The organism is Mycobacterium sp. NGS51, from assembly GCF_059812525.1.
Genome location: NZ_JCALCV010000006.1, coordinates 263,150 through 285,527, shown reverse-complemented (window position 1 = coordinate 285,527; position 22,378 = coordinate 263,150). Strand labels below are relative to the sequence as shown.

The window sequence follows — 22,378 nt, the reverse complement described above, 5'->3', positions numbered from 1 at the left end:
CTGCACCGCTGCGAACTCCTCCGCGGATCGCATTCTTCCACCTCTTTCGCTGCCGTTCTGAATCCAAGTTAGGAGGGACCACCGACAGATTCGTCCGCAAGCTGAGCGGTACGATCGCTGGGCTTGCGGGCGTGGCGTAATTTGGCAGCCGCGCGGGCTTTAGGTGCCCGTGCTCGAAAGAGCGTGAGGGTTCGAGTCCCTCCGCCCGCACCAGTGTTTGCGCAGTTCAGAGGGTGTTTTTACGTTCGCGTAAGCGCTCGGTAAGCTCATTTTGAGCACACTTTTCTCGCGAATATTTCGCATGAAGGTTCGCAGCGACCACATCAAGATCAGTGTCAAATAAGTCGGCATAGGCCCGCAGCGTCACACTCGGGTCTTTGTGCCCGAGCATCCGCTCCAGCGCCAGCACGTTCACACCAGCGCTCACCGCCAGCGATGCACAGGGTGCCGGAGATCGTGCGGAGTGACGCTCTGCACCCCAGCCGTGGTGACCGCACGCGGAAACCACCCGTTGGACGACCTCGGTCGCGGCAGATACCCACCGCCGCGACCACCGAACATCGGTCGCAGCCTTGCCTTTGCACTGCATCGATAGCCATTCAAAACGAACTCAGGCACCGACACCGAGCGGGCCTCACGTCCTTTGGTGGGTCCGACAACATGGCGGGCATCGATCTGCACCGCGTTCTCTGACACGATTCGCCGCCGCAGGAATTGCACATCACGCACCCGTAACCCGATTCGTGCACGTATCGAGCAGCGCAGCGCAAGGCAAAGGTTACTCGACGTGCTCGGAATGCGTTGGTCTAAGCCATCTCCCACACCTCAGCAGCGAATTCTTGAGCTTTACCGCCTCAAAGGCGAATGGACGGATGAGGTTGGCTTAGGCCGAGGCATATGCGAATCACTCGACACCGCCAGCGAGAACGATGTCGAAGCGGGCATCGAACGCAACTGGCCCAACCTCAGCCAGGAGCAGGTCAACGAACTGATCGGCTCTTCTGTGGGCGCCTTCTGTGAATACAATCCGGCATGGCTTGATGCCTGTGATTCGTCGCGCCATCCTAAAGTGCTCTCCGCGCAGCATGAATTCTGCTAGAGAGCAACCTTTGTAGTGACGTGGGCACTGCCTAACTGCCCAGAATCGGATTCAGACCGTACGGGAAACCCTCAGCGATTAGGGCCGCCTCGCTGCGTGAGCCAGATGGTTAACGCGACAGAGGCGACCACGGCGGCGATGAGCAGGATGGTCTGGGTTGTCATCGCACTAATCTATCGGAGAGCGAGAGCAAGCTGTCATATGCGGCGGAAGGGCTGGGGCTTGGTTGGAAGACCGATTGACTAAGCGGGTCAGATTCGCGTCAACGCATTGCGTTGGTTTAGCGGCATCGACGGTAATGCCCCCGGTCTGTTTGGCGGCACGCCTGACAAAGATCAGCCAGCAGCGCAAGCTCAGCATCGATGGTTTCCAGTTGCATCGATAGTTCGGCGCACGCCTATTCAGTTGATCTCTCTTACAAGTGCCTATCTCATGCCCCGCACACAGACTGGTGCGCTGAAGCTTTGTCACAGAACGGAACCGGATCGCCCAACTGATGCCCCTCGTTCATCGCACCGACGTGGTCGCCGTTGATCGAAACGGTGAGCACTCGCCCTGGTGCGGTGTGGTCAACAGGGCTGCCAAGGTAGCTGTAATCGCTTGCCTTCATCACATCGACTTCGACAGGTACGCCTACAGGAACCACACGGGTATCCGAGCTGTCCTTGACGTAGCCGAAGAACTTCCCGCTGCTGTCAGGCGTACCGTCTGGGCCGCTGTCGTAGGAAGTCAAGCCGATGCGGATGGTGGCATCGGGCATCGAGGCCATACTGCACGTAGGGCACGCTGGAAAGTCGGGGATGTCCATCTCGATAGTCCCGTCGGCGGAGACGCTCAGCTCCCGCTCATGTCCTTCCCACTTGCCCGCCAGGGTGGTGAAGGGGGTAGCCGAAGCCACAGACGGTGCCGGAGGAGCTGCCGTCACAATCGGTGGTGCTGGCGCTGCTGCCACAGTCGAAGACGGCGGCGACGGTGGGATCGGTTGCGGCTCAGCTATATCCGAACGGTGCCGACCGAAAAGCGTTGATACCAGCAGGACCAACGCAGCCGTTATGGCGACGACAAGGACGGCAAGAGCGGCCCACACGAGTCGACCGTGCCGGTTGGTCGACACCTCATCGGTATCGTCATCGACTGACCAGGCCAGCTCTGGTTCGTCGCCTGGCGGTGACGGCACTTGGGTTGTCTCGGCATCTGCGCCGTGCTCGGACGCGGCGGTGTCATCCGTGCTCATGCAGGTGACGCTAGGACCGCTGACAGGCCGGTGCAAGCTGACGCACTACCGCCCGCTGCGGATGGCTTATCGCTCGGGGGACGTTGCCATCGACGCATATTGCGGTCGGGTTCTGGCACGGCGCTGAGCCCTTGTTGGGATACGGCACGCATTCAGCGGATGGGGCTCAACGGCGCTCTGGGATCCGCAGCGGCTCGGTGCGCAGCAGATGGACGGTCTGCCACGGCAGCGAATGTGTCTGCCGCACCGCCAGCGGCACTACCGGCGGCACCGAGCCAGCCGCGAGCGCCCGGTGCTCGTAGTCGGCGCGAGCGGCCAACGCCGCACGGCGGCGATGTTCACGGTCCACGACGTACGCCACAGCGGCCAAGGCGAGCAGCGGCACGAACAGCCATGGATAGGCGGCGATCGAACCGAGCCCAATGATGGTTATCGGCACCGCGAACACAACAGCGGCCGCTGGGTGACGGTCGGGCCAACTGCCGTGTGAGCAACGAGTTTCGAGTCCGCATCGCAGACAACTGTGTCTAGTCATGGTTCCTCTCCTGATGCAGCAGATGTTACGAGCGGCCACCGACATGACGGGGTTGACCTTTGGTAAGGAGACCCTTAGTTTGTGGGGGTAACTTACCGAGCTGAGGTGGTGTGCCGGGTGCGAACCGTTGCCTCGCGTGTTGGAGGGCGACCTCCGCTCATCGCTATCGATGACGTCGTGCGGGCGGGCCGTGAGCTGGGGATGCAACGGCTAAGCGTCAATGCGGTCGCGGCGCGCCTCGGGGTATCGGCAACAGCCCTGTATAGGCATGTCGACGGTCGATGGGAGCTCGAGCGCCTGGTCGGTGAAAGCGTGCTCGCCGAACTCGAGCTGCGCGACGATCTGAGCGCCGGCATCGAACAACACCTGCTGTCCTTCGGGCTGCAACTGCTGGACTTCACCGCCGAGCACCCAGGACTCGCGTCCTATCTGCAGGTCCTGTTCCCACGCGGCGCCGCCGGTACGCGGTTGTTGGCCAACGAGATGGAGGCGCTGAGCCGACGAGGCTACGCCGCCGACGCGGCGATGGTGCTGAGCAGCGCCGTGGCCACACTGGCGATTAGCCTTGCTGCTCGAGAAGAGAGCAACACCAACGCAACCGCCGGGAACCAGGCCAGCGGATTCGAGTTGGAGCGCGACGCCGTTGCCCACCGGTTGGCCGGTGATGCGCAGCTTGGTCCGGCCCACGTCTCGTTGCCGGAGCTGTCGAGTACAGAATTCGTGCGGCTGTTGCTGGCCGCTTCGATCCGGGGTCTGGTCGCGTCGATTCCGCCGGGGCGCCCGATCGCCGAAGTCGTGGCGGAATCCGCCGCGGGAAAGGACCGCTGATGGCGCGCGGGTTCCAGGGTGTAATGTTGCGGAGCTTCGGCGCGCGCGATCACCTGGCGACGGTGCTCGAAACCGTCCGGGTCGCCCCGCATTTCGTGCGGATACGCATGACGTCGCCCACTTTGTTCGATGAGGTGATGGCTGAACCCGCAGCGTGGCTGCGGTTTTGGTTTCCCGACCCGGACGGGTCCAACACCGAGTTCCAACGCGCCTACACCATCTCCGAGGCTGACCCCGACGCCGGCCGTTTCGCGGTCGACGTCGTGCTGCATGACCCCGCCGGTCCGGCTTCGACATGGGCACGCACCGTCGAACCGGGCGCCACGATCGCGGTGATGTCGCTGATGGGCTCGTCGCGGTTCGACATACCCGGCGAGCAGCCGGCAGGCTATCTGTTGATCGGCGACGCTGCATCAATCCCTGGGATCAACGGAATCATCGGAACTGTCCCAGAGGATATTCCGATCGAACTGTACCTCGAGCAACACGACGACAACGACACGCTGATCCCGCTCGCGCAGCATCCTCGGCTGCGCGTGCACTGGGCCGCACGACGTGACGAGCAATCGCTGGCCGCGGTACTCGAGAGCCGAGACTGGTCGAACTGGTATGCCTGGGCAACACCGGAAGCTACAACCCTCAAGCATGTCCGGAAGCGACTGCGTGACGAATTCGGCTTTCCCAAGTCAGAGATACATGCTCAGGCTTACTGGAGCGCGGGGCGCGAGATGGGCACCCGCCGTGGTGCTGAGCCGCCAGCGACGGCGGAAAATATTGCAGCACAGCAGATACAGGCTGAACCGGTAGTCGACGCCGCGGTCACGCGAGCTCGCGGCAGTTGGCGCGCCCAGGCGGCCGGCCGGATGCTTGCGCCGTTGCGCCCGGTGCTGATTCTCTCCGGTGTGCTGCAGGCAGTGCTCACGCTACTGCAGCTCGCGCCCTTCGTGCTGCTGGTGGAATTGGCCCGGCTTTTGCTGTCACGCGCCGAGCCGTCCCGGTTGTGGGCGCTCGGTATCGCGGCTGTCACGCTGCTCGGGGTAAGTACCGTTCTCGGCGCCGCACTGACGTTATGGCTGCACGTTGTCGACGCACGATTCGCCAGCGACTTGCGTTCGCGATTGCTGAGCAAGCTGTCCCGGCTGCCACTGGGCTGGTTCACGGCACGAGGGTCGGGCTCGATCAAGCAATTGGTGCAGGACGACACCCTGTCGCTGCATTACCTGGTGACGCATGCCATTCCGGACGCGGTCGCCGCGGTCATCGCGCCGGTGGCCGTGCTGGTCTACCTATTCGTGGTTGACTGGCGGGTAGCACTCGTCCTATTTGGGCCTGTTCTGGTCTACCTGGTGCTGACCTCGGTGATCACGGTTCAGTCCGGCCCGCGCATCGTTCAATCCCAGCGATGGGCCGAGAAGATGAGCGACGAAGCCGCTGCGTATCTCGAGGGTCAGCCGGTGATTCGGGTCTTCGGCGGTGCCGCCGCCTCGAGTTTCCGCGGCCAGTTGGAGGAGTACATCGAATTCCTGGTCACCTGGCAGCGTCCCCTCGTCGGCAAGAAAACCTTGATGGATCTGGCCACCCGCCCGTCGACATTTTTGTGGTTGATCGCGGTGACCGGCACCCTGCTGGTCGTCGCGGGCAAGTTGAATCCGGTAAACCTGTTACCGTTCTTGTTGTTGGGAAACACATTCGGTGCGCGGCTGCTCGGGATCGCATATGGGATCGGCGGCATCGGCGCCGGGTTCTCGGCCGCTCGTCGGCTCCAGATCGTCCTCGACGAGCGCGACCTCAGAGTGCTAGATCAAGCGCGCGACGTCTCGGACGGTGAGTCGGCCGGGACGGTGTTGATCGACCGTGTCAGCTTCGGCTACCGGCCCGGCGTTCCGGTGCTCAAAGACGTATCGCTGACGTTGCGGCCGGGCACGGTCACCGCTCTTGTCGGCCCATCTGGGTCTGGGAAGTCGACGCTCGCCGCCCTGGTGGCCCGGTTCCACGACATCGAGTGCGGTGCGATACACATTGGTGGACAGGATATTCGGGCGTTGAGCGCCGACGAGCTCTACACCCGAGTGGGGTTTGTCTTGCAGGAAACTCAGCTCGTGCACGGTACCGTCGCCGAGAACATCGCGCTGGCCGTTCCCGACGCCACCGCCGCACAAGTGGAGACCGCGGCTCGCGAGGCGCAAATTCACGAGCGGATCCTGCAATTGCCGGACGGCTACGATACCGTGCTGGGTGCGGGCTGCGAGCTGTCGGGCGGCGAACGGCAGCGGCTCACCATTGCCCGCGCGATACTCGCCGATACTCCTATCCTGATCCTCGACGAGGCCACGGCATTCGCCGACCCGGAATCGGAATACCTTGTCCAGCAAGCGCTCAACCGGCTGACCCGGGAACGCACCGTTCTAGTGATCGCCCATCGACTACACACCGTCACCGCAGCCGACCAGATCGTCGTGCTCGACCAGGGCCGGGTCGCTGAACGCGGCACCCATGACGAGTTGCTCGCCGCGGACGGCCGCTATCGACGACTTTGGGATAGCGGTCGCCGCGGCCCGATCGCTGACACAGCCGTTCAGGAGGTAGCGCGATGATCCGCACGTGGATACGCCTCGTGCCGGAAGATCGGCGTGCCAACGTGATCGCCTACACCGTGCTGGCGCTGGTCTCTGTCGTGGTACGGGCAGCGGGAACGGTGTTGCTGGTCCCGCTGGTGGGCGCATTATTCAGCGACGCCCCGCAACGCGCGCTGGTGTGGCTGGGCTGGCTCACCGCCGCGACGGCGGCCGGATGGTTGGTCGACACCACGACCGTGCGGATCGGCTTCGATCTGGGTTTCGCGGTGCTCGACCACACGCAGCATGATGTGGCGCAGCGGCTTCCAGATGTCCGGCTGGATTGGTTCACCGCCGAGAACACCGCGACGGCACGCCAGGCGATCGCGGCAACCGGTCCGGAACTCGTCGGTCTGGTTGTCAATCTGTTGACGCCACTGGTCACCGCGATCCTGCTGCCAGCCGCTATCGCCGTTGCCCTGCTGCCGATCTCGTGGCAGCTTGCGGCGGCCGCCCTAGGCGGCGTGCCGTTGCTGCTGGGCGCATTGGGCGGCTCCGCACGCCTTGCCCGTCGCGCCGATACCGCCGCCGGCGAGGCCAACACCGCGCTGACCGAAAGGATTATCGAGTTCGCTCGAACCCAGCAGGCGCTGCGAGCCGCGCGGCGCGTCGAGCCGGCGCGAAGCCTGGTCGGCGACGCGCTGGCTGCCCAGCACGGAACCGCAATGCGGTTGCTGCTGATGCAGATTCCAGGCCAGCTGCTGTTCAGTCTGGCCAGCCAATTGGCGCTGATCCTGCTGGCGGGCGCGACGGTGGCGCTCACGGTGACCGGCACGCTGTCCGTGCCCGAATCCATCGCCCTGATCGTCGTGATCGCCCGCTACCTGGAGCCGTTCACCACCATCAGCGAGTTGGCGCCGGCCCTTGAGAGCACCCGCGCCACCCTCGACCGCATCCATGCCGTACTCACCGCACCCGCCATGGGTGCCGGAACCGGAACGCTGTCCGGCAATGCGGCGCCGCGCATCGAGTTCGACAACGTCACCTTCGGCTACGGCAGCGGGGGCGGGGAAGCGGTGCTCGACGGGGTCAGCTTTGCACTGCAGCCGGGGACCACGACCGCGATTGTCGGGCCCTCCGGATCGGGCAAGAGCACGATCTTGGCGCTGATCGCCGGCTTGCACGAGCCGGTTCGAGGTCGGGTCCTCATCGACGGCGTCGACGCCGTGACGCTGAGTGCCGAAGCGCGGCGCGCGACAACCAGTGTGGTGTTTCAACATCCGTATCTATTCCACGGTACGATCCGCGAAAACGTGCTTGCCGGCAACCCGGTTGCCGGCGACGAATCGTATGCGCGGGCGGTAGGGCTGGCGCGCGTCGACGAGCTCATCGGCAGGCTGCCCGATGGCGCTGAAACGGTCGTGGGGGAGGCCGGTTCGGCGCTGTCCGGCGGCGAGCGCCAGCGGGTCAGCATCGCACGGGCTCTGCTGAAATCCGCCCCTGTCCTGCTGGTCGACGAGGCGACCAGTGCTCTGGACACCGAGAACGAAGCAGCGGTGGTCGACGCCCTCACCGTCGATCCGCTTGCGCGCACCGGGGTGATCGTGGCCCACCGGTTGGCGAGCGTTCGTCATGCCGACCGGGTGCTGTTTCTGGAAAGCGGTCGAGTGGTGGAGGATGGCAGCATCGACGAATTACTTTCCGCGGACGGACGTTTCAGTGAGTTTTGGCAACAGCAGCACGATGCTGCCGAGTGGCGGGTCACAGCCGGTTAGTCAACAGCTCACTTCGATCTTGAAGTCAGCGGTTGCCGGAGTGTTGGGATTGTCGGGGTCAGTCCCTTGGGCGGTACCGGTGATGGTGTACGTGTCCCGGGAGAAAACGGCCTTCGCCTTGCCGACGCCAGCGTCGGCGACCCCGGTGAAGCCGTCGAAGTTATCGATGTGGACGGACTCGGGCGTGGGATTTTTCTGACCCAAATCGATGACCGCCTGGACGCGGGCGGGCGCAGCGCCGATGTCAGCGGTCAACAACCATTGCACCTGGCTACAGGAGACCGCATGCGAGGTACGAGTATGGCCGTTGATCGTCACCCGGGCGGTCTTCTGGTGCACCGATTCGGAATGGGGCGTGCATCCCGCAGCGCCCGCCGCCAGTATTGAAGCTGCCAGCACGGTGACGATGAAACGGATTCTCACCGGCCACCTTCCTTCCCCCATCCGCGACAAATCGCTGCGGTCGAAAAGTGAAGCTTACTGCGACGGGCTCCCCTCAACGCTCGAAACGAAATCCCGCGTCCCCGCCGCGCACTTTCGATGAGAACAAACATTAGGTTATAGTCTGCGTGGTTTAGGGGAACGGTGAATGATCGCCGGTGGCGGTCGAGCGGCGGCCCAGCGGGCGGCCAGACATGGATTGGGGTTTATCGCGCAGGCAAACCCGCCGGGCCTCAAGGACTTCTACGAGTCGGCATGCCGTGCCCATGGCAATGAACCGGGCTTGTCGCAGTTTCCCGACGGCGGCGCGCCGACAACGGTGTTCGTCGCAGACGACCCGGAGCGGGCATGGAACGAGCTGGGGCCCTATCTGTTGCACGATGCGATGACCGCAGCCGCCTACCGGCACGGCGACGTAATGGTGGCCAGCATTTCGCGCGCGACAAACGTGACTCAATTGCGCCAAGCACCGGGCCCGTATCGCGTTTTCACCTCGGACGAGGCGATCGACTACGTCCGCGGCGGTCGGAGTCTGCCGCTACTGCCGCTATGCGCCGGGTTGCCGCCCGACCTCGCCTGGCCCTACCTCGAGCGTGCGGTCGCTGCCGCCGCGGAGGCGCACGTGAATACCGATCCTGACTGAGGAGAATCATGGCCGCGAAACCAATTCGAGTCGTCGTATGGGCCACGGGCGGCGTCGGTTCGATCGCCATCGATGCCATTCTGCGACGCCCCGACCTCGAACTCGTTGGCGTCTGGGTACATTCGCCCGACAAGGACGGTCGCGATGCGAGCGAGCTCGCCGGTGGCGCCCCCATCGGCCTGGCGGCAACCAACGACGCGGATGCGCTTATCGCGCTGTGCCCGGACTGTGTCGTATACACCGCCAGCGGCCCGCAGCGCGACGCCGGCGCGGTACCCGACTACCTGAGGTTGCTCGAGGCCGGAATCAACGTGGTCTCCACGACGTCCACCAGCCTGGTCTACCCGCCCGCCTACTTTCACGCCGAGTGGCGGCATCAGCTCGAATCGGCCGCCAAATCGGGAAGTGTCTCGTTCTACGCGTCGGGCATCTTTCCCGGGTTCGGCTCGGATCAACTCGCGCTGGTGCTCTCGACCCAATCGAAGACAATTCGCAAACTGACAGTCACCGAGGTTGCGCTCAACGACCACTACCCGGTGGCCAGCGTCATGATGGACGGGATGGGGTTCGGCCGTCCGCTCGACTTCGAGCCGATGCTGAGCACTCCGGGATTCATCGAGATGGCTTGGAACGCACCGATTCACCTGATAGCAGAGGGCTTGGGGGTCGAAGTGCGAGAGATCCGTGGCACGCTCGACCGTCGGCTGGCCGATCGCGACATCGAGGTCGCGTTCGGGACGATTGCAGCCGGAACTTGCGGCGCGGTGAGTACCCGTGCCGCTGGTGTCGTCGATGGCCGCGAGGCGATCGTGGTCGAGCACATCATCCGGATGGCCCGCGACGTGGCCCCGGACTGGCTGAACTCCGACTGCGACGCCACCTACCGCGTCGACATCGAGGGAGACCCTGACATCCACTGCTCGATGACGCTCGGCGAAGCTGAGGGACACGGCGCCGGCCGGGGCGCGATGGCGGCCACCGCAATGCGGGTCGTCAACGCCATTCCCTATGTCGTGGACGCGCCGGCAGGGCTGCTAAGTTCGCTTGATCTGCCGATCACCTTGCCGCGCCACGCGCTCTAGGCGAGCGTCACCCGGCCCATGATCAAGTCCATGATGGGCTTGCCCGGCGGAAATGCCCCGGTCAGCGACGACATCACGTGTCCATTGTCGACGAGCAGAGTTATGCCGCTGATACCACAGGCTGCGTCGCTGTTCAGAAAAGCCATCGTGTTGGCCATCTGATCTGGCGTGTGGACTTGGCAACCGGTTTCGTCCCGGTAATCCTGGGCGAAGGTCAGCCACAGATCGGCGTTGGCCCGAGCCAGCGGCGTATCCGTCGGGCCCGGACAGATGGCGTTGATGCGCACGCCCTTCTTCAACAGCGAGTAGGCCTGGGTCGCCACGTAGGCATTGATGGCCTTTTTGCTGAAGCCGTAGTGGATGATGCCTTCGGCTTCGTGTGCCGAGACCCAGGCATCGGCACTGTCGTAATCGGGAGTTGCCAAGAACTCCTGAAGGAGGGGCAAGTCGTTCTCCCAGCCCATACCGGCTACCGAAGAGATGAAACAGATCGCCGAGCCGCGGCGCAACCGGTCACCGTCTAGCAGCCGCTGGATCAGATGGCGATGTCCAATAAAGTTGACCCGCATCAGCTTTGGTCCATCAGCAATACCGGCGGCTGAAAAGACGGCATCGACCGGTCCGCTCATCTCGTCGAGTGCGCGGTCAATCGAGGTCCGGTCGGTCAGGTCGACCGTTATTGTTTGTGCCGCCTGGTACGTCACCGGCACACAGTCCATGACTACTACTTCGGCGCCGAGCGCCGCCGCGGTCTTGGCTGCCGCAGCGCCCATGCCGGTGGCGCCGCCGACGACGAGCACTCGCTTGCCGTCGTACCGGAACTGCTCGATACCGGACATTGTTCTCCTTCCGGGGGAACTGCAACCTGCAAGCACTCTACGTAGAACATATATTTGGTTTCAATAGCTGAGTGCGCCTACGCGGGCCGCGGGATTCCGCTAGTTGCCGGCGTCGCGGTCGGCAACGCCGCGCACCACCGTGTCACGGGCGTTGATCAAGGCTGCTCCCGTCCCTTGAGCGCGCACGATATTTTCCGGCATCCACAGAACGTCCATCACACACCGCGCCAGCATCTCGATGGAGGGCGTGTCGACGCGGATGTCTCCTGACCGGATCCCCTCGGAAAGCAGTGATTTCAGTTGCCGCATCCGCATGGTGAACAACAACCCGGGATTGGGCGTATCAGGTGGGGACTGCCGCATCCATGCCAGCTGGATCTTCCACTCGTCAGGAAACTGATCCAAGGCGTTGATGTTGATCCAGGTCAGGGCATCCAACTTCTCCGTGGGCGTGGCGTCCGACCGAAGAACGGCGGCAAAGCCGCCCCCGGCTTTCTTGCCAAACGACTCCATGATCGACCCGAGGAGCTCATCTTTTGAGCCGATCAGCCGATAGACCGTGCCGGTCCCCAGTCCTGCCGCCGAGGCGATATCCCGGATGGTGGTGACCTCATATCCTTTGCGGCCGAACTCGGCACGAGCCACCGCGCGGACATGCACTGCTTTGTCGTTGATCCCAGAATCCGGGTCGTCGGCCCACGTTTTGATGGCCGCCTCGGCAGCGACGAAGGCGCTGGAACGATCCAATTCCTCGTCGCTGTGCGGTCGACTGGCCAGTCCCTCCAACATGATCCGGCACAGCAGTGCAGCGGCCTGATCGGCCGCGGCGGTATGCCGGATGACATCGAGGCCGACGTGCATCATGGACTGACAGATCCGGTCCGCCAGCGTCGGTAGATCGATATCCGCCCGGATGTACCCGCTCCATCTGCCTGCACGCAGTGTTTGCAGCATCGCGTGCTGGACCGCGTCGGGCGGATGTTGGAGCAATTCGACCAGCTCCGTATTCGCGCTGGGCGCCTCGTAGAACGACATCTGCAGTGCGGCACGATGCGCCACGGCGCACCGTGCGATGGCCGATCCCAGATCGACGATCGCCGCAGCGGCCGGCCGTGAGCTCTCGTCCAGTCTTTCGTGGGCGATTTCGCCGATGCGCTCCAAATCGGCGTAATACCGCCGGACAAGCTCGACGAGAATCGCTTCCTTGGATTCGAAATGGTGGTACAAGCTACCCGGCAGAATGCCGGCAGCATCGGCAATCTCTTGCAGCGAGGTGCGCAGGCCGGAGGAGGCGATCAACGATTCCGCGGTCTGCAGGATCTCGGTGCGGCGGGTCCCGTCGTCGTAGGCGCCACCGGTGGCTTCGCTGGAAGCTCCCGGCTGGGCTTGGCGCAGCTTCGGTGTCATGGGCGAACCCACCATGACACCTCCACGGGTCTCAGCTCCCATCCCGGGTCTTCCCGGCAGTCGTCGTTGGTCGCCCGGTGCAGGTCGGGCCAGGCCGGGTGACCGAATGTTTGGTAAAACGCTACCAGAAGGTAGCCCCGTCACCGGGCAGTGTGAAGCTGCTGAACGCGGCGGTAGTCCGGCGGACGAAGACCCAGCCCGGGTGGCGACGAGCGGCCTGATCGGACGCAGCCGCCACTAGCTCGTTGCAGCGCAACAAAACTAGGTGACTCCGCGCCTTGCCCGACACGACGATTGACGATGAGCAGAGGGCACGTTAGGGTCTGAACAAATTTTAGGTCGCACAGCAAGCGGGTGGTGAGGTGCGCCAACTCCCACCTCGTCGACCGTTTCGGAGAGGAGTAACCGATGACCGTAGAAAAAGCAACGCCGACCACGGGAAGGCCGCCCCCCGCACAGCGAAAAGGATCGCCGTGGATCTGGGCATGGGTAGCCGCCGCGGTCGGCGTGCTCGTCTTCTTCCTCGCCAATGCCCGCACCGGCCTGACGTCCGACCGGGTCCGCAACCCCGAGGTCACCGCGTCGCCGCCGCCGCGGCCGGTGCCGGTCTTGTTCGGGTTCGACCATTGGCTCGGTGTCCTGGAAGCCTTCACGATCGTCGTGATGGTCCTCATCACGGTCACCTATGTAGTCGTGTGGCGCCGGCACCCGTATCACCCCGTGCTGTTGATGGGAATCGTCACGACGTTGATCGTCTGGCAGGACCCGATCATGAACTGGGCGCCGTTCGCTGTCTACAACCCGGAGCTACATCACCTACCAGAAGACTGGCCCCTGGTATCGCTCTCGCCAACAGTCGAGCCGTTCGTGGTCCTCGGCTACATCATGTTCTACCTGGCTCCTTATTTCCCGGGCATCTGGTTGCTGCGCCGGATCCAGGCGCGTCGGCCTGCCGACTCCTTCGTGTGGCGCCACCCGCTGGTCAGCCTGTCGATCTGCATCCTCCCGTTCGGCATGCTCTTGGACGCGGCACTGGAGATCACGCTGGTTCAAACCGGCATGTACATCTATTCCCAAGTCCCGTTCGGGTCGATCTTCGTCGGTCAGACGCACCAGTTCCCGTTCATCTTCGAGATACTGGCGGTCAACTTCGTGATGGTGCCGGCCGGGGTGCTGCTGTACCGCGACGACACCGGCCGCACTGTCGCCGAGAAACTGGCGCAGCGGGCGAAAATCTTCGCCAGCCGTCCAACCCTCGGCATGTTCGTGGTGATGCTGGTCCTGATCAACCTCGGCTACTTCTGCTATGGCGGCACGTTTGCCCTGGTCAAAATGACTCACCTGTCACGGACGGTCGCCTGCCCGTGGCCCTACCCGGAGGCCAAAATCTATGACCCCCAGGGCTTTTACGAGAAGGAGGGCCAGCCTGGTCCGTATTCGGTGGGCATCTGGTCGACCTGGTTGAGCGGCCAGCCGAACGGGCGGCCGGACGCCCAACTACCGGCCGACGACGGACGGTGCGGGCCGGGCAATGGTTGAGCCGCGCAGCGTCGTCATCACCGGTGCGTCACGCGGACTCGGGTTTGCCTCCGCGGTCCATCTGTATCGGCGGGGATGGCGCGTCGTGGCCGCAATGCGTAACCCGGAGCCGGGATTGTCGCGGCTGCGTGAAGCCACCGGTGCGCCCGACGACGACGCGCGGTTGATCGGGATCGCACTGGATCTGACCGACTCCGCATCGGTTGTTGCCGCCGCCAAGATGATCGAAGGAGCCGTTGGCGCACCCTACGCGGTGGTGCACAATGCCGGGATCTCTGCCGCCGGGATGGCTGAGGAAACCCCGAGCGTCCTGTGGGAGCGGATGTTTCAGACCACCATTTTTGGGCCGGTAGCTTTGACGAACGCGCTGCTTCCGGCAATGCGGGCCGCCGGCCGAGGGCGAATCGTCATGGTTTCCAGCCAGAGCGGTGTGCGCGGCATGCCGTCGACCGCCGCATATTCCGCAGCCAAGGGAGCTCTGGAGCGGTGGGGTGAATCGCTGTCCGGTGAGATCGCGCCATTCGGCCTGGGGGTGACAATCCTGGTCACCGGGACCTACGACACTGAGATCATCACCGACGCAGGCACGACGGATTGCCGCGACCTCGAAGGGCCCTATGCGCGTCAACACGCCACCATCGACCGGCGGGGCCGATTGGCGATGAAGCTCACCGCGCGGCCACCGGAGCGCTTCGCGGCTGGGCTGGCCAAGGCTCTCGAAGCGCGCGCGCCGTTCGTCCGGCGCTCGGTGGGGCCCGATGCACGGATGCTGTTGCTCGCCAACCGGCTACTACCTGCCGCTGGACTTCATCACATGACGCGTTTGATGATGGGACAACCCCGGTTCGGCGCCCTCACAACCCAGGAGACGGAGAAAAATGGCTGACACCTCCACGATTCGTTTCGAATCGAAGATGATGATTGACGGCAAGCTGGTCGAGGGTAGCGCGGGCACGTTCGCCAATATCAACCCCGCGACCGAAGAGGTCATCGGCCAGGTTGCCGACGCGTCGAAAGAAGATATGCACCGGGCCATCGACGCCGCCCGGCGGGCGTTCGACGAAACCGATTGGTCCACCGACCACAAGTTGCGCCAGCGTTGCCTGTTGCAGCTGCACGACGCGATCGACGCCGAGCGGGAAGAGTTGCGCGAGGAACTCATTCTCGAGGTCGGTTCGCCGCGGGCAATAACCTTCGGTCCGCAGCTGGACGCCCCGCTGGAAGACGGGCTGCGCTACCCCGCGAAGTTGATCGACGAATACCCATGGGAAACCGACCTCGGCGACAAGACGATCAGCCTCACCGGCACGTTGACGTCGCGCAAAGTATGGCGGGAGCCAGTAGGCGTGGTCGGCGCAATTGTGCCGTGGAACTTCCCCTTTGAGGTCACGATCAACAAGCTCGGTCAGGCGCTGGCTACCGGCAACACCGTGGTGCTCAAGCCGGCGCCGAACACGCCGTTCAACGCGACCCGGTTGGGCCGGCTGATCGCCGAAAAGACTGATATCCCCGCCGGTGTAGTCAACGTCGTCACCGCATCGGATCACTTTGTGGGCGAGGAGCTCACGCTGTCGCCCAAGGTCGACCTGATCTCGTTCACCGGCTCGACGGTGGTCGGCAAGCGGATCATGGAGAAGGGTGCCGCCACGATGAAGCGGCTGTTCCTCGAGCTCGGCGGCAAGTCGGCCACCATCGTCTTGGAGGACGCCGACTTCGGAATGGCATGCGCGATCGGCATCGCGCCGTGTATGCACGCCGGGCAAGGCTGTGCGAACCCGACCCGGATGCTGCTGCCGCGCTCTCGCTACGACGAGGGGGTGGCGATCCTGAAGGGCATCTACGAGAACGTCACGTGCGGTGACCCGCAGGATCCCGGGACCCTGTGCGGTCCGGTGATCTCGGAGGTGCAGCGCGACCGCGTGATGGGCTACATCAACAAGGGCGTCGAAGAAGGCGCCACCGCACTGGTCGGCGGACCAGATGCGCCCACCGGATTCGACAAAGGATTCTTCGTTCGGCCAACCCTTTTCACTGACGTGGACAACTCGATGACCATCGCGCAAGAGGAGATTTTCGGCCCGGTGCTGGCGGTCATCCCGTTCGACGACGAAGAGGACGCGATTCGCATCGCCAACGACAGTGCGTACGGATTGGCGGGCAATGTGATGTCGGGCTCGCTGGAGCATTCGCTGGCGGTGGCGCGGCGGATCCGGGCCGGCTTCATGGGCGTCAACGGTGGCGCCCCCTACGGGGCCGATACCCCGTTCGGGGGATACAAGTACAGCGGGGTGGGCCGCCAGAACGGTGTGGCCGGATTCGACCAGTACACCGAAGTCAAGTCGGTGGGGTATCCCGCGGGCTGAAGGAGGGCATCAGTGCAGCGGTTTGACGATCTCGATGACGTCGATGCCCTCGGCGATGTGCTGACGGAGTTGCGCTTTGACGACCGCGTGGTTGTCGTGACCGGAGCCGGCCGCGGGATAGGGCGAAGCCACGCGTTACTGCTGGCCGCGAAGGGCGCTCGTGTCGTGGTCGCCGATTACGGCGTCGGGATTGGCGGCGGCGGGGCGTCGCCGGCACCGGCTGAGGACGTCGTTGGCGAGATCAACGACCACGGTGGACGGGCGGTGGCATGCCATGCCTCGGTGGCCGAGGAACGCGGCGCACAACGCATCGTCGATACCGCGATCGACGCATTTGGACGCCTCGATGCGGTCATCAACAATGCGGGCATCCACGACCCCGGCGCCTTCGACGCACTCTCCATCGAGCAACACCGCGCCATGCTCGACGTGCACTATTTCGGCACACTGTTCGTCAGCCGAGCCGCGTGGTCGCACTTCGTCCGCACTGGATACGGACGCATCGTCAACACCGTCTCCGAGGCCATGCTGGGCGGCATTCCCGAGCTGACCAGTTATGGCGCGGCCAAGGGAGCGGTGTTCGGCCTCACCCGCAATCTGGCCACCGAGGGCCTCGCCCATGGAATCCGAGTCAATGCTGTTGCGCCGCGGGCCTATACCCGGATGTCGGCCTCACACTCCGAGCGGTTGTCGGCCGTTCTGGACATGCCCAAAGAGGTCATGGAAGAGATCAACGCCAGCATGCCTCCGGAAATGTGCGCCCCGGCGGCCGCCTTCTTGGCGCACGAATCATGCCCCCTCAACGGCGAGATTCTGCAGGCGGGCATGGGCTCGGTCGCTCGCATCGCCATCGTGCACACGCAGGGGCTGACCAAATCGCCGCTGACGGCTGAGGATATCGCGCACAACCTGGACACCATCATGGATCTCACCGCCGCGCGGGCAGCTGAAACCACGACGGTGGTGCAGTAGCGAGCCGACAGGTGTGCCGCCTGCTCCGATTTGACCTAATATTTGTTCCAGCATAGAGTGCGGGTGTGGGTCACCGCATGTGCGGTGTCATACGAATCTGTGGGAGGCCACCGTGCGCGACTTCGAAACGGTTGATTACTTCTCCGACGCATCGCTGATCCCAGATCCCTACCCATATTTCGACTTTCTTCGCGCGCAGTGCCCGGTGCGGCGGGATTCACAGCACGACGTGGTGGCCGTGACCGGACATGCCGATGCCCTCTCGGTGTACAGGGACCCGGCGTTCTCGGCGTGCGTGTCGGTCGCCGGGCCGTTTTCCGGCCTGCCCTTCGAGCCTGAGGGCGACGACATCAGTGCGCTCATCGAGCAACACCGTTCGCAGATCCCGATGAGCGAACACATCGTCACCCAAGACCCACCGCATCACACGCGGACCCGCGGACTGCTTAGCCGTCTGTTAACTCCTAAGCGGCTCAAGGAAAACGAAGACTTCATGTGGCGGCTCGCCGATCAGCAGCTCGACGAATTCGTGTTCCGCGGCAAGTGCGAGTTTCTCGATGACTACGCCAGGCCGTTCTCGGGGCTGGTCATTGCCGATCTACTCGGCGTCCCGGCAGAAGACCACGAAGAATTCCGTGCCGTGTTTTCCGGCCAGTTTTCCGGGGGGATCGAGGACGATTCGGTGACACGTGCCCACAATCCGTTGGAGTGGCTCGACGATAAGTTCTCTGCCCACATCACCGAACGACGGCGAGAGCCACGTGAGGACGTACTGACGCAACTGGCTCTGGCGAAATATCCGGACGGGTCAACTCCCGACATCATCGACGTGGTTCGGCTCGCCACGTTCCTGTTTGCGGCCGGACAGGAAACAACGACGAAATTGCTCAGCTTCGGGATGAAGACGATCGCTGAACATCCCGAGCTCCAAACGCAGCTGCGTGCCGAACGTGACCGCATTCCAGCCTTCATCGAGGAGACACTGCGAATGGAAAGTCCGGTCAAGTCCCACTTCCGCATGGCACGCACCTCGACGACGATCGGTGATGTTCCGATTCCGGCTGGTTGCACCGTGATGTTGCTGCCTGGGGCCAGCAACCGCGATGCGCGAAAGTTCGAGGAACCCGACCGCTTCCGCCTCGACCGCCCCAACGTGCGCGAGCACGTGGCCTTCGGGCGCGGCAACCACTCTTGTCCCGGCGCACCGCTGGCCCGTGCCGAGGGACAGATTTCGCTCAACCGCATCCTTGACCGAATGTCCGACATCACCATTTGCGAAGCGGTACACGGCCCTCCGGACGCTCGTCGCTACAGCTATGAGCCGACCTGGCAAATGCGGGGACTGACCCAACTGCACCTCGAATTCAATCCGATCCGGTGAGCGCGGATAACTCGGACAGTTACGAGTTCCTCAGGTGGGACCGTGGCTTTATCCAGCGGTTCGTCAATGCCACGGGGACCATAGCCAAGTATTGGTTTCGCCCGAACGTGCGCGGCCTAGAATCGTTGCCGCCCAACGGCGGTGCGCTAGTGGTTTCCAACCACTCGGGTGGCATGCTGACACCTGATGTACTGATCTTCGCCTCAGCCTTCTACAACAAGTTGGGTTATGGTCGTCCGCTCTATACGCTCGGTCACGACGGATTGTTCGTCGGACCGCTGGGGGATTGCCTGGCGCGCCTGGGCGTTATTCGCGCCGACAGGCAAACCGCGGTCAGGGCGCTGCGGTCGGGTGGGGTTGTACTGACTTTCCCCGGCGGCGTGTACGACGCTTACCGGCCTACGTTGACTGCGAATGTCATAGACTTCAACGGCCGTACCGGATACGTCAAGACCGCAATCGAAGCCGGGGTGCCGATCGTGCCGATCGTGTCCGTCGGCGGCCAGGAAAGCCAGTTGTTCTTGACTCGTGGAACGTGGCTAGCCAAAAAATTGGGTCTTACCCGCTTTCGGTCGGATATTCTGCCAGTCACTCTGGGTTTCCCGTTCGGGCTGAGTGCGCTGCTTCCGGTGAATATTCCGCTGCCGACCAAGATAGTGGCTCAAATATCCGAGCCGATCGACGTCGCTGCGCTGCAAGCCGACGGCTCCGCGGTCGACGAGATCGATACCCAAGTTCGTTCGGTGATGCAGACCGCACTGGACCAACTGGCTCGCGAACGTCGGCTTCCGGTGCTGGGCTGAAGACGATCCGTTGACGGTGATGCCGGGCCCCGACGAGTGCTAGCAGGCGGTGACTTGCGGCATGGCGGTGCAGACCTCGGTTAGCTCGCTAGGAAGCCCGGCCGCACTGCGTATTTCGGAGAATGCGTGGATCATTGCATCCGTCGCCTCATGAGTATCGGCGAGGGTGTGGTCGTCGGCGATGACCGAGATGTTGAGTTGGTCGACGTAGCTCCACACCGTCACGTTGATACCGCAGCCCGGCGGCAACGGACCAGCAGAGTAAATCTCGCTGACCGGGGCCCCGGCGAAGTGGCCGCGTTCCCGCGGCCCCGGCACGTTGGAGATCGGAAAGTTGAAAAGCTTGTTTCGGATATCCCGCCTCGCCAACCATCTGAACGCCGGTGTTGCGGCGGTGGGCGGCAGGTACGTCACCATTCGGCCGAACAAATCCGGACCGAGCAGTTCGTAATTTTCTTTGGCGATCGCGGCGGCAGTGGAGGTCAGTCGCAATCGTTCCAGCGGATCGTCGATGTGCACGGGCAGCGATACCGGCATACCGCTCAGTTCGTTTCCGGTTATCCGGTCCGCTGATTTGTCGGTGCTCGCCAGCACCGAGGCGACGAGTGGGTAGTCGGCCCTGCCGTCGTAGCGCAACAATAGTTCCCGCAGTGCCCCGGCTGCCATCGCCAGGACAATGGCATTGATAGTGATTCCCAGGTGTTTACTGGTCTCCCTCACCTGGGCAAGCGAGAGTGTTCCGGTGGCGAAAGTGCGCGCGGGCGACACCACATGATTGATAAACGTGGGCGGCGCCTGTAGCGGTTTGGCCAAGTCCTTTTGCTCGCCTCGTTCTCGTGAACGACGGCGCACTCGCCGAAAGCCGGAAAGAGCGTCCTTGATCAGTGCCGGCAGTTCGGCTGCTTGCTGTACATGGTCGCGGGCAGCCGCCCGCAGAAGCTCCAGCTTTGGCGGCGGCAGACAGACACCGTAGATATCGCGCTTGTCCTCAACGGGCTGTTCCAGATCCATCGCTTGGGCGAGCAAATTCGCCGATGCCACCCCGTCCGCCAAGGCATGATGAATTTTTCCGATTAGAGCGGCTCGGTGATCGGCCATACCCTCCGCGAAGTGGAACTCCCACAACGGACGGCGGCGGTCCAGCGGAGCGCTGGCGATCTCACCGACGACGCAGTCGAGTTCGCGGCGGCCGCCCGGGCTGGGCACTGCCACCCGTCGCAGGTGATAGTCGATGTCGACTTCACAGTTTTCCAGCCACATCGGATGATGTAGCCGCCCCGGAATGTCAACCAGCTTGTACCGTAACGGTTCCAGGCGATGCAGGCGGCTGCGCAGCGTGTCGCGGACTAGCTCGAAACTGAACTCACCGCCGTAGTCCGCGGTATTCACAACCGCGACCTTTACGGTATGCGTGTGTAGGTTCGGCGTCTCGCTGTAGAGGAGCATTGCGTCCATGCCATTGAGCCGCTTCACGCCCATACCCCGCTTGTTCGGTACCTGCCCGCTTTCGCGCCCGTCGCTGCGGGTCTGCGGGCCATCACCCGCCGACACGAACATTATGGCAACGTGGAGCGGACGCCAGACAAAGTTTTGGTTCTTTGGTAAGTGGGCGACCGGCGCAATGATGTGCCTCGGGCGCAGGTCCGCCAACGTGGTCGCGTCTGATGCCGTATGGCTTACAGTTGGCAGGTCAGTCGGGCGGGATCGTCCGGTTACCGCCGTCGTTGGGAGGCACATTGCCAGAGTTTGCGGCTGAACGCGCACCGATGCCGCGATACCCGGCCGACGTCACCCGCGAATGGCTGTCGGAAGTACTCAGCGATCGCGGCTCGGTAATCGCGGTGTCCACGGTCGACGTCACGGCGATCGGCACCGGGCAGACCGGGGCGACATACCGGGTGTCGGCCGGCTACCCGGCCAATCCGGACGGCTTGCCGACCACCTTTGTGATCAAACTGCCCGCGCAGGACGACACCGTGCGTGACCGGGTCACGATCGGCTACCGCAGTGAATGTGCGTTCTACGCCGGGGTGGCTGACCGGGTCGAAGTGCCGGTACCGCAGTGCTTCTACTGCGCGATCACCGAGGACGCGATGGATTATGCGCTGCTGCTCGCCGATCAGGCGCCGGCGGTACAGGGTGACCAAATCGCCGGCTGCGAGGAGCGGGAAGCGCGGCTTGCCGTCACAGCGTTGGCCGGTCTGCACGGACCCAGTTGGTGTGATCCGGTCTGGCTGGATTTCCCCGGCATTGCCTTCGCCCGGCCCGACGAAGCCTCGGCCAACGGTCTGGGCGAAGTTGCGCGAATGAGCGCTGACATCACGCTGGACAAACTCGGCGACCGAATGAGCACGGCCGACCGGGAAACTTTCACCACCACCATGGGTTTGGTGACGCCCTGGCTGCTCGCCGAACAAGACCGCTTCTCCCTGTTACACGGCGACTACCGACTCGACAACATGCTGTTCAACTACGACGCCAAGACCATCACGGTGGTCGACTGGCAGACGCTGGGCGTCGGCCTGCCGGCGCGCGATCTGGCCTACTTCACCGCCACCAGCCTCAAGCCCGAACTACGCTCGGCGATCGAAACAGATCTTGTCGAGGCCTATCATCGAACGCTCACCGGCCACGGCGTCACCGGCTATGACCGCGAAACATGCTGGCACGACTACCGACTCGGCATGCCGCAAGCTCTGCTGATCTCCGCGTTGGGGTTCGCGTTCGCCACGGCCACCGACCGCGGCGACGAGATGGTGCTGACCATGCTGAGCCGCGGTTGTCAGGCGATCCGCGATCTCGGCACGCTGGACTTGATCGGCGGCTAGGTCCTTCACCGCGTCCTTCACCGCGAGCGTGCGCAAACCCGGCTCTTAGCTCGG

General features: G+C 63.6%; 20 protein-coding genes and 1 tRNA gene. 14 read left to right on the top strand and 7 right to left on the bottom strand.

Annotated features, from left to right (window positions below):
• Positions 1 to 125: 125 nt before the first annotated feature.
• Positions 126 to 213: transfer RNA gene (locus AC5Y5W_RS10405), tRNA-Leu, on the top strand.
• A 13-nt stretch (positions 214 to 226) separates the two neighbouring features.
• On the opposite strand, the gene AC5Y5W_RS10400 is transcribed toward AC5Y5W_RS10405, so the two are convergent.
• Positions 227 to 415 (bottom strand): hypothetical protein, encoded by a 189-nt coding sequence (locus AC5Y5W_RS10400; RefSeq protein ID WP_500022273.1) that lies wholly within the window; start codon positions 413 to 415, stop codon positions 227 to 229.
• A gap of 372 nt (positions 416 to 787) precedes the next feature.
• Here AC5Y5W_RS10400 and AC5Y5W_RS10395 point away from each other — a divergent pair, with 372 nt between their 5' ends.
• Complete coding sequence (locus AC5Y5W_RS10395; RefSeq protein ID WP_500012750.1) at positions 788 to 1,099, top strand: DUF732 domain-containing protein; 312 nt, start codon at positions 788 to 790, stop codon at positions 1,097 to 1,099.
• Positions 1,100 to 1,529: 430 nt separating this feature from the next.
• On the opposite strand, the gene AC5Y5W_RS10390 is transcribed toward AC5Y5W_RS10395, so the two are convergent.
• Complete coding sequence (locus tag AC5Y5W_RS10390) at positions 1,530 to 1,859, bottom strand: hypothetical protein (RefSeq protein WP_500012748.1); 330 nt, start codon at positions 1,857 to 1,859, stop codon at positions 1,530 to 1,532.
• Positions 1,860 to 2,499: 640 nt separating this feature from the next.
• The gene (locus AC5Y5W_RS10385) at positions 2,500 to 2,772 is read right to left on the bottom strand and encodes a hypothetical protein (RefSeq protein ID WP_500012746.1); all 273 of its coding nucleotides are present in this window, start codon (positions 2,770 to 2,772) and stop codon (positions 2,500 to 2,502) included.
• Between the two features lie 273 nt (positions 2,773 to 3,045).
• Between AC5Y5W_RS10385 and AC5Y5W_RS10380 the strand changes: the two genes are divergently transcribed.
• The 3 genes from AC5Y5W_RS10380 to AC5Y5W_RS10370 are packed head-to-tail and all read left to right on the top strand — an operon-like array spanning position 3,046 to position 8,026.
• Complete coding sequence (locus AC5Y5W_RS10380; protein ID WP_500012744.1) at positions 3,046 to 3,696, top strand: TetR/AcrR family transcriptional regulator; 651 nt, start codon at positions 3,046 to 3,048, stop codon at positions 3,694 to 3,696.
• Positions 3,696 to 6,290 (top strand): ABC transporter ATP-binding protein/permease, encoded by a 2,595-nt coding sequence (locus AC5Y5W_RS10375; RefSeq protein WP_500012742.1) that lies wholly within the window; start codon positions 3,696 to 3,698, stop codon positions 6,288 to 6,290. The genes AC5Y5W_RS10380 and AC5Y5W_RS10375 overlap by 1 nt, the downstream gene beginning before the upstream one ends.
• Positions 6,287 to 8,026, top strand: a complete 1,740-nt coding sequence (locus AC5Y5W_RS10370) for an ABC transporter ATP-binding protein (protein WP_500012740.1) — start codon at positions 6,287 to 6,289, stop codon at positions 8,024 to 8,026. The genes AC5Y5W_RS10375 and AC5Y5W_RS10370 overlap by 4 nt, the downstream gene beginning before the upstream one ends.
• Here the strand turns inward: AC5Y5W_RS10370 and AC5Y5W_RS10365 are convergent, their stop codons facing one another.
• Positions 8,027 to 8,449 (bottom strand): lipoprotein LpqH, encoded by a 423-nt coding sequence (locus tag AC5Y5W_RS10365; protein WP_500012737.1) that lies wholly within the window; start codon positions 8,447 to 8,449, stop codon positions 8,027 to 8,029.
• A gap of 166 nt (positions 8,450 to 8,615) precedes the next feature.
• Between AC5Y5W_RS10365 and AC5Y5W_RS10360 the strand changes: the two genes are divergently transcribed.
• Positions 8,616 to 9,110, top strand: coding sequence for an LLM class flavin-dependent oxidoreductase (locus AC5Y5W_RS10360; RefSeq protein ID WP_500012735.1), 495 nt, complete (start codon positions 8,616 to 8,618; stop codon positions 9,108 to 9,110).
• A gap of 8 nt (positions 9,111 to 9,118) precedes the next feature.
• Positions 9,119 to 10,192, top strand: a complete 1,074-nt coding sequence (locus AC5Y5W_RS10355) for an NAD(P)H-dependent amine dehydrogenase family protein (RefSeq protein WP_500022272.1) — start codon at positions 9,119 to 9,121, stop codon at positions 10,190 to 10,192.
• Here the strand turns inward: AC5Y5W_RS10355 and AC5Y5W_RS10350 are convergent.
• Entirely contained in the window at positions 10,189 to 11,031 is an 843-nt protein-coding gene (locus AC5Y5W_RS10350; RefSeq protein WP_500012731.1) for an SDR family oxidoreductase, read from the bottom strand. The two genes, AC5Y5W_RS10355 and AC5Y5W_RS10350, sit on opposite strands and share 4 nt — an antisense overlap.
• A 99-nt stretch (positions 11,032 to 11,130) precedes the next feature.
• Positions 11,131 to 12,438, bottom strand: a complete 1,308-nt coding sequence (locus AC5Y5W_RS10345) for a TetR/AcrR family transcriptional regulator (protein ID WP_500012768.1) — start codon at positions 12,436 to 12,438, stop codon at positions 11,131 to 11,133.
• Positions 12,439 to 12,846: 408 nt separating this feature from the next.
• On the opposite strand from AC5Y5W_RS10345, the gene AC5Y5W_RS10340 reads away from it, so the two are divergent.
• The 6 genes from AC5Y5W_RS10340 (at position 12,847) to AC5Y5W_RS10315 (ending at position 19,496) form a co-directional block, all read left to right on the top strand.
• A complete protein-coding gene (locus AC5Y5W_RS10340; RefSeq protein ID WP_500012729.1) occupies positions 12,847 to 13,977 on the top strand; it encodes a spirocyclase AveC family protein in 1,131 nt (376 codons plus the stop codon).
• Positions 13,970 to 14,863, top strand: a complete 894-nt coding sequence (locus AC5Y5W_RS10335) for an SDR family oxidoreductase (RefSeq protein WP_500012727.1) — start codon at positions 13,970 to 13,972, stop codon at positions 14,861 to 14,863. Before AC5Y5W_RS10340 ends, AC5Y5W_RS10335 begins: the two co-directional genes overlap by 8 nt.
• 28 nt (positions 14,864 to 14,891) lie before the next feature.
• Entirely contained in the window at positions 14,892 to 16,340 is a 1,449-nt protein-coding gene (locus AC5Y5W_RS10330) for an aldehyde dehydrogenase family protein (RefSeq protein ID WP_500012766.1), read from the top strand.
• A gap of 12 nt (positions 16,341 to 16,352) precedes the next feature.
• The gene (locus AC5Y5W_RS10325; protein ID WP_500012725.1) at positions 16,353 to 17,312 is read left to right on the top strand and encodes an SDR family NAD(P)-dependent oxidoreductase; all 960 of its coding nucleotides are present in this window, start codon (positions 16,353 to 16,355) and stop codon (positions 17,310 to 17,312) included.
• A gap of 112 nt (positions 17,313 to 17,424) precedes the next feature.
• Positions 17,425 to 18,693: a cytochrome P450 gene (locus AC5Y5W_RS10320; RefSeq protein ID WP_500012723.1), complete on the top strand. Its 1,269-nt coding sequence runs from the start codon at positions 17,425 to 17,427 to the stop codon at positions 18,691 to 18,693.
• The gene (locus tag AC5Y5W_RS10315; RefSeq protein WP_500012721.1) at positions 18,690 to 19,496 is read left to right on the top strand and encodes a lysophospholipid acyltransferase family protein; all 807 of its coding nucleotides are present in this window, start codon (positions 18,690 to 18,692) and stop codon (positions 19,494 to 19,496) included. The genes AC5Y5W_RS10320 and AC5Y5W_RS10315 overlap by 4 nt, the downstream gene beginning before the upstream one ends.
• Before the next feature lie 39 nt (positions 19,497 to 19,535).
• Here the strand turns inward: AC5Y5W_RS10315 and AC5Y5W_RS10310 are convergent, their stop codons facing one another.
• Positions 19,536 to 20,969, bottom strand: a complete 1,434-nt coding sequence (locus AC5Y5W_RS10310; protein WP_500012764.1) for a WS/DGAT/MGAT family O-acyltransferase — start codon at positions 20,967 to 20,969, stop codon at positions 19,536 to 19,538.
• A gap of 293 nt (positions 20,970 to 21,262) precedes the next feature.
• Between AC5Y5W_RS10310 and AC5Y5W_RS10305 the strand changes: the two genes are divergently transcribed.
• Positions 21,263 to 22,324, top strand: coding sequence for a phosphotransferase family protein (locus AC5Y5W_RS10305; RefSeq protein WP_500012719.1), 1,062 nt, complete (start codon positions 21,263 to 21,265; stop codon positions 22,322 to 22,324).
• Positions 22,325 to 22,378 lie beyond the last annotated feature (54 nt).

Coding starts and splice junctions, on each gene's coding strand:
- AC5Y5W_RS10390 (WP_500012748.1), bottom strand. CDS start 1,859: ATGCCCGATGCCACCATCCGCATCGGCTTGACTTCCTACGACAGCGGC.
- AC5Y5W_RS10375 (WP_500012742.1), top strand. CDS start 3,696: ATGGCGCGCGGGTTCCAGGGTGTAATGTTGCGGAGCTTCGGCGCGCGC.
- AC5Y5W_RS10370 (WP_500012740.1), top strand. CDS start 6,287: ATGATCCGCACGTGGATACGCCTCGTGCCGGAAGATCGGCGTGCCAAC.
- AC5Y5W_RS10360 (WP_500012735.1), top strand. CDS start 8,616: ATGATCGCCGGTGGCGGTCGAGCGGCGGCCCAGCGGGCGGCCAGACAT.
- AC5Y5W_RS10355 (WP_500022272.1), top strand. CDS start 9,119: ATGGCCGCGAAACCAATTCGAGTCGTCGTATGGGCCACGGGCGGCGTC.
- AC5Y5W_RS10350 (WP_500012731.1), bottom strand. CDS start 11,031: ATGTCCGGTATCGAGCAGTTCCGGTACGACGGCAAGCGAGTGCTCGTC.
- AC5Y5W_RS10345 (WP_500012768.1), bottom strand. CDS start 12,438: ATGACACCGAAGCTGCGCCAAGCCCAGCCGGGAGCTTCCAGCGAAGCC.
- AC5Y5W_RS10340 (WP_500012729.1), top strand. CDS start 12,847: ATGACCGTAGAAAAAGCAACGCCGACCACGGGAAGGCCGCCCCCCGCA.
- AC5Y5W_RS10335 (WP_500012727.1), top strand. CDS start 13,970: ATGGTTGAGCCGCGCAGCGTCGTCATCACCGGTGCGTCACGCGGACTC.
- AC5Y5W_RS10330 (WP_500012766.1), top strand. CDS start 14,892: ATGATGATTGACGGCAAGCTGGTCGAGGGTAGCGCGGGCACGTTCGCC.
- AC5Y5W_RS10305 (WP_500012719.1), top strand. CDS start 21,263: ATGCCGCGATACCCGGCCGACGTCACCCGCGAATGGCTGTCGGAAGTA.